This window comes from Methanobrevibacter wolinii SH (assembly GCF_000621965.1).
In the GTDB taxonomy this organism is placed as follows: domain Archaea; phylum Methanobacteriota; class Methanobacteria; order Methanobacteriales; family Methanobacteriaceae; genus Methanarmilla; species Methanarmilla wolinii.
Genome location: NZ_JHWX01000017.1, coordinates 68,031 through 74,627, shown reverse-complemented (window position 1 = coordinate 74,627; position 6,597 = coordinate 68,031). Strand labels below are relative to the sequence as shown.

Below are 6,597 nucleotides of genomic sequence, written 5' to 3'. Positions count from 1 at the left end.
TTAAACATATTTAAAAATAAAAATCAATTAAATAAAAATAAAAGATTATTTAAACGATTAAAAAAAGAATTAATCAGTAAACTCATGAATTGGAAACATTACAAACCAATAAGAGGTAAAATCGAAGATTATTTCAAAGTACTTAAAAATTCATTAGAAATGAGAAAAATACACAAATTTACACCAAAATCAGTAGAAAAAACCCTATATTTATATGTATTATTAGGAACAATACTCATACAGAACTCCGATACATCAAAAACAGGCCTACAAAAGCTATCACAAATGTGAAAAATTCAGGCCCCTATATTTTTTTATTTATATTATTTTTTTTAGTTTATTTAATCTTATTAATTTTATTTTTCTTTTTATTTTTTTACATATTTTTTAAAACTTTTTTAACTTTATTTTTTTAAGATTTATTTATTTTATTTTTATTTTTTAGCTATTTGATTTATTTTATTTTTGTAATCCTATTTTTATTTATTCTTATTTATTTTTTATTTAATTAAGTAATTTTAATTAAGTTTTTTTTATATTCACTTTTTAGGAACTGTAATTCTTTTTTTAAGAAATGTCCTATTTTTAATTCTCATTATGTGAATTTTTTTTCCTAAAATCGTTTAATTTATAAATTAAAAAATACAAATTCATTTTAAACTATATTGAATTATTTCTTAATGAATTATTAATATGGGGTTTTAATTTTTTAAGGTTATTTCATGAATATAAATAAGAATACAAAAAAGAAGAAAAATAAAAAAGCACCATGGAAAGAGTATAAGTTACATATAATAATTCTTTTTATCGTTATAATTGCTGAATTAATTGGAATGCAAAGAATTTATCTTAGTTCTACTGTAAGTATTGTTATCATGCCTTTATTATACTCTATGATTATGGGTTTAGGTTTATATCTTATAAAACCATTTACTGCTATTGGTAATCATGAGTCAAAAGTAGCTGAAGGACTTATGATGTTATTTATGACACCAATCTTAGCAAAACTTGCAGTTTCAAGTGGTCAAGCATTAAATGTTTTAATTACTGTAGGTCCTGCTATTATTTTACAAGAATTTGGTAATTTAGGTACTATATTTTTCGCATTACCTATTGCTCTTTTACTTGGTTTTAAAAGAGAAAGTATTGGTATGACTAGTTCTATATGCCGTGAACCTAATTTAGGTATTATAATGGATAAATATGGATTTAAATCTCCTGAAACTCGTGGTGTATTAACAATTTATATTATTGGAACTGTAATAGGTACAGTTTTTATTAGTTTACTTGCAAGTTTATCTACTGCTCTTCCATTACATCCATATGCTCTTGCTATGGCAAGTGGTGTTGGTAGTGCAAGTATGAATGCAGCAGCAATCTCACCACTTTTAGCAATGTTCCCAAGTATGGCTGAAAACATGGAAGCATTTGCAGGATTTTCAAATTTAATATCATTTTGTTTTGGTTTATACCTTACTTTATTTATAGGATTACCACTTACAGAAAAATTATATAATTGGTTAGAACCTAAAATTGGTAGAACTACTTGTGTATCTACAGATGAAAATAATTATGATACTTCTGATATGAAGAAAGTAAATCAAAGTAAAGAGATTTCTAAAATATCTAAAAAAAGAGTTGTAGATTGGATTATATTATTAGTTATCTTTTCAGTTATTGTTTCAGTAGGAAACACTGTTCATACTCATAAACCTTTTGTAACTGCACTTATTGGTATGTTATTATTATCTGCAATGTCTCTTGTTTCTGTTATATTAGAAAGAATTGTTCCAAAGCATATTTCATCAATTATTTATGTAAGTATAATCGGTATTCTCCTTTCAATGCCATGGTCTCCAGTTTCTGGTTATATTGTACCATATATTAAAAATGTAGATCTTGTATCTATTGTAACTGTATTCCTTGCTTATGTTGGTGTTTCTATTGGAAGAGATTGGGATCAATTTAAAAAATTAGGATACAGAGGAGCAATTGTTACTTGTTTTGTAATTACAGGTACATATATTGGTTCTGCTGTTATTGCTCAACTTGTATTATTAGCTACTGGGGCTATTTAAATTCTTTTTATTTTTTTTTTAATTTATTTCTTTTTGGTTTTTTATCATTTATTTTTAATTATTATTCTTAGCTATTTTTTTTAATATTTTATTTTAATTTGTTAATTTATGGTTATTTTGTTGAAATCTTTCTAATTTTTTAAAATAAAATTTCTTAAATTTAATTTTTATGTATTAGTAGGTTTAAATTATTATTAAAAATGGTTTTCAACAGACTCTATTTTTAATTGAATCTAAATATTATTGTTTATTTAAGTTTTGAGGTAATTTTAAGATAAATTTTTTAATATTTCAATTTTTTATTAAATAGAAAATAATATTAATATTGTTAAATAATACTAATTTAATGGAATTTAGGTGTTTTAAATGGATAAACTTTTAATTAAAAATGTAATAATTATTGATTCAACTTATGATGAACCTTTAGATACATCTATATTAATTGAAGATGGTATAATAAAAGATATAGGTCGAAATCTTTCTATATCAGATAATACAAAAATTCTTGATGGTGAAGGTAGATTTATTCTTCCAGGATTTATTGATATGCATAGTCATTTAATGGCTAATGGTTTTCATTATGAAGATAATATGAGAAATCCATTATCAACTTATTTTTATAATGGACTTCAAAATGCTAAAGACACAATTTATGCAGGAGTTACTACAGTACGTGATTGTGGTTTAGCTGATATCGGGTTTAAAAATGAATCAAATTTATTTAGATTTCCAATGCCTAAATTATTTATTTCAGTATGTCCATTATGTATTACAAGAGGTCATTTTGATTACACTGAAAATTCTGGTCATGATATGAGAATATCTTATCCAGGAATGCCAAGATGTATTGGTGATGGTAAAGATAATGTTTTAAAAATGACACGTGAATGTTTTGGTGCTCGTGCAGACTTTATTAAAGTAATGGCTTCTGGAGGTATATTAAGTGCTAATGGTTTTCCTCAGTATCCACAATTTAATATTGAAGAATTAAAAACAATTGTTGATGAGGCTTCATCTCATGGAGCTAAAGTTGCTGCTCATTGTCATTCTATTTCAGGTATGGAAAATTGTATAGCTGCAGGTGTATCTTCAATTGAACATGCTACTTTTATGGATAAGAAAACTGCACATAAAATTAAAGAAAATAATATTGTAGTTGTTCCAACACTTATTGTACATAAAGAACTTTATAAAAATCCTAATGATTCTTATAGGGTAAATAGAGATAATATTAATAAATTAAGAGATGTTGTTAAAGTTCATGAAGAAAATATAAAGATGGCATATGAAGAAGGTGTAACTCTTCTTATGGGTACTGATTCTGGTGTAATAGATCATGGTTTAAATTTACATGAATTAAAATGTCTTTGTGATATGGGAATGAGTGAAAAAGAAGCAATTGCTGCAGGAACTATTAATGCTGCAAAATTTTTAGATGCAGATAATAAAATTGGTTCAATTTTTAAAGGTAAAGATGCTGATTTAATTTTAACTGATAAAAATCCTTTAGATAATATTGAATATTTATCTAATAAAGATAATATTGAAATGGTTATACGTGAAGGTAGAATTATTAAAAACCAATTGAATTAATTTAAAATTGGGATTTTTAGTTGTTTATATTAATTAATATTTATATTTTTTAATTTTTCTTGAAATCTTATTTAAAAGGTTTAATAAATTATAATTTGAAAATAAATAAATCTAATAGTCTAAATTTTTAGATAAATTGTTTTATTATGAAGGTTTATTTATTAAGTTTGTATTTTTTAGATAAATTCTTTTTTATATGAAAATAACTCATAATAAAATTATAAAAAATATAAAAAATATTAGGTAAAAGAGGGGGTATAATGGTTGATTATAAATATATACTAATAATATTATGTATTATACAAATCTTGTTAAATATATACTTTGTAATTACAAATAAGGAAGATTTAACAATAGGATTAACAGAAATAATAATTTCAATAATAATCATAATATTAACAATACAACAAATAAAGGGATAAGAAAAAATTTTTTCTATTTCTTTTAAAAAAAATTTATATTTATTTTAAAATTAATGAATTATATTCTGATAATTTTTTAATATCTTAGAGATATGGTTTGTCTTATTTTTATGAGTTTAATGATAAGTTATGGTATAAAATCAAAAATGATTCTTTGTTAAATGAGAATATTAAATTTAAAGAGGTGGACTTATAATGTCTGAAGAATTATTTGAAAGTAATTTCCCTAAGTTAAGAGAAATTCTTTCTTCTTTATCTGAGGAAGAACAAGATAAAATTTTGAATATGTCTTTTGAAGATTTTATAAAATGGGAAAAAGAACAGGGATTAGGATTAAAAGAGTGATAATTTCGCGTAATCTGTATTATAGTTATTGTTAGAGTTGATGTTGCATGTCTATGATAAGAAGATTGATTATAACTGGTTGGTTGATGAGAAAAATTGTTGGATGATTTTGTTAACTGGTGCAATGTTAACTTTGGAGATGACTTTACTTTCTAGTCTTTAGGTTAATTGTATTTTGTTTAATGAGGGTAAGAAAAAATTTTTTCTATCTCTTTTTAAAAAATTTATATTTATTCCTAAAAAAGAAATAATGGGGAATTAAATGTCTGATACATCAATAATGATAAGTAAAAAATTTGTAGAAGAGTTAAAAATAGCAAAAGGCGAATGTACTTATGAAGAATACTTAAAACAGTTAATTCCATGATATGTTGAAGATATTGAAAATCATCATGAATCTACTGCATTTGCTGTAAATAATTATAATAATGATGGAGAAGTTACTAAAACAGTAGATGTATCTGGAATAGATTAAAAACTGTATCTGATGGGACAGAATGGAATAATGATTTATTGGTATTTTTTTTGTTTATTTGTTGGACTTGTATTTTTAGATAAATTCTTTTTTCATGATAATTTAAATTTAATAATCAGAGTTTTTAAATAAATAGTTTTTATTATATTTTAATTATAAAAATATATATTATAAAATTTAAATTATAATTATTAAATTTTAGAATTTTAATTTTACTTATCTTTTATTAGATGTAATTTTAATTTACTTATATAATTTATTTTTAGTGTGTTTTTATGATAGTTAAGAAATTTGCTGATTTTATTGTTAATTTAAAATATGAAAACATAAGTAAAAATGCTATTCAACAAGCAGAATTATGTCTTATTGATTATATTGGGGTTTATTTAAGAGGAAAAAATGAAATTGCTCCTCAAATTTTAAAAAAATCTATTAATCTTATTGATCATTCATATTCTAATAATATGCTTGGTGAAGCTATGTTTTTAGGTACAGCTTCTCATGTCTTAGATTTAGATGATGGTCATGATATTGCTCGTGTTCATTTAGGTACTGTTGCATTTTCTACTGCATTTGCATTATGTAATAAACTTTCTGTTACAGGTAAACAATTTATAGAGGCTATTGTTGCAGGTTATGAAATTGGAATAGTTCTTGGAAGTATTGCAAATCCTAACCATAGAAATCAAGGTTTTCATTCAACAGGTACTATTGGAACATTCGTTGCAGGTGCTGTTGCAAGTAAAATTATTGGGCTTGATTATTATCAAACTATTCAATGTTTAGGTTTATGTGGTACTCAATCTGCAGGACTTTTAGAATCTGATCATCAAGGAACAATGGCAAAGGCATTCCATTCTGGTAGTGCTGCATCTAATGGAATTTTATCTGCATTTTTAGCTTATAATGGATTTACTGGCGCTGAATCTATTATTGATGGGGATGAAGGTTTTTTAAAATCTATGGCTATTGGGGATATACGTTCTGGTAAATCTCTTAAGGAAGTTAATAAAAATAAAATTGAAAGGAATCTTTATAGATTAACTGATGAATTTCAAATTGAAGATATTTATTTTAAATTATATCCTTTCTGTAGACATATTCATTCATCAATTGAATCTAGTTTGTATTTAAATAATATTATTAAAAAAGATTACACTGCTATTGATACTATTGATATTTATACTTATAAAACTGCATCTGAACATGATAATTATAATCCTATTAATGCTGAAGAATTAAGACAATCTCTTCCATATGCTGTAGCTATTGCAATAGTATGTGGTGAAGTAGGACTTACTAAAATTAATTTCCTTATTCAAGATGGCTTATTTAAGGATATTGGTGATGTTGAAGATGATAAGGTTCATGATATTAAAGTTATTGTAGATAAAATCCATATTCATGATAAAAAGGAATTTGATAATCTTGAAGCAGGGGCACGTCCAGCAAATGTTAAAATTAAATTAAATGAAGAGTATAGAGGAGGAGTATTTGAACATACTACTATTTTCCCTAAAGGAAATAAACGTAATCCTGTAAAACCAGGTGAAGTTATTGATAAGTTTAGAAAACTTAATCCAAGATATCCTATAAAAAAATTAAATGCAATTGATTATATTGAATCTTCTAAGATGAATGAGCTTTTAAATATGTTATTAAATTATGATTAATGAATGTATAT

5 protein-coding genes and 2 pseudogenes are annotated in these 6,597 nt (G+C 24.0%); all 7 read left to right on the top strand.

Going from position 1 to position 6,597, the window contains the following annotated elements:
* Window positions 1-291, top strand: a pseudogene (locus T523_RS02890) (IS5-like element ISMefo1 family transposase); the annotation flags it as partial.
* Window positions 292-722: 431 nt separating this feature from the next.
* A pseudogene (locus T523_RS09360) lies at window positions 723-1,556 on the top strand (DUF3100 domain-containing protein); the annotation flags it as partial.
* Between the two features lie 888 nt (window positions 1,557-2,444).
* Entirely contained in the window at window positions 2,445-3,671 is a 1,227-nt protein-coding gene (locus T523_RS02880) for a metal-dependent hydrolase family protein (protein WP_042707411.1), read from the top strand.
* 260 nt (window positions 3,672-3,931) lie between these two features.
* Window positions 3,932-4,093: a hypothetical protein gene (locus T523_RS08965; RefSeq protein ID WP_156929586.1), complete on the top strand. Its 162-nt coding sequence runs from the start codon at window positions 3,932-3,934 to the stop codon at window positions 4,091-4,093.
* Window positions 4,094-4,288: 195 nt separating this feature from the next.
* The gene (locus T523_RS08960) at window positions 4,289-4,438 is read left to right on the top strand and encodes a hypothetical protein (RefSeq protein WP_156929585.1); all 150 of its coding nucleotides are present in this window, start codon (window positions 4,289-4,291) and stop codon (window positions 4,436-4,438) included.
* Window positions 4,439-4,478: 40 nt separating this feature from the next.
* Entirely contained in the window at window positions 4,479-4,601 is a 123-nt protein-coding gene (locus T523_RS09345; RefSeq protein WP_269593501.1) for a hypothetical protein, read from the top strand.
* Window positions 4,602-5,188: 587 nt separating this feature from the next.
* Complete coding sequence (locus T523_RS02875) at window positions 5,189-6,586, top strand: MmgE/PrpD family protein (protein WP_042707410.1); 1,398 nt, start codon at window positions 5,189-5,191, stop codon at window positions 6,584-6,586.
* Window positions 6,587-6,597 lie beyond the last annotated feature (11 nt).

Bases quoted from the DNA above. Each gene is read 5' to 3' on its own strand.
- T523_RS02880 (WP_042707411.1), top strand. From the start codon at position 2,445: ATGGATAAACTTTTAATTAAAAATGTAATAATTATTGATTCAACTTAT.
- T523_RS08965 (WP_156929586.1), top strand. From the start codon at position 3,932: ATGGTTGATTATAAATATATACTAATAATATTATGTATTATACAAATC.
- T523_RS08960 (WP_156929585.1), top strand. From the start codon at position 4,289: ATGTCTGAAGAATTATTTGAAAGTAATTTCCCTAAGTTAAGAGAAATT.
- T523_RS09345 (WP_269593501.1), top strand. From the start codon at position 4,479: ATGTTGCATGTCTATGATAAGAAGATTGATTATAACTGGTTGGTTGAT.
- T523_RS02875 (WP_042707410.1), top strand. From the start codon at position 5,189: ATGATAGTTAAGAAATTTGCTGATTTTATTGTTAATTTAAAATATGAA.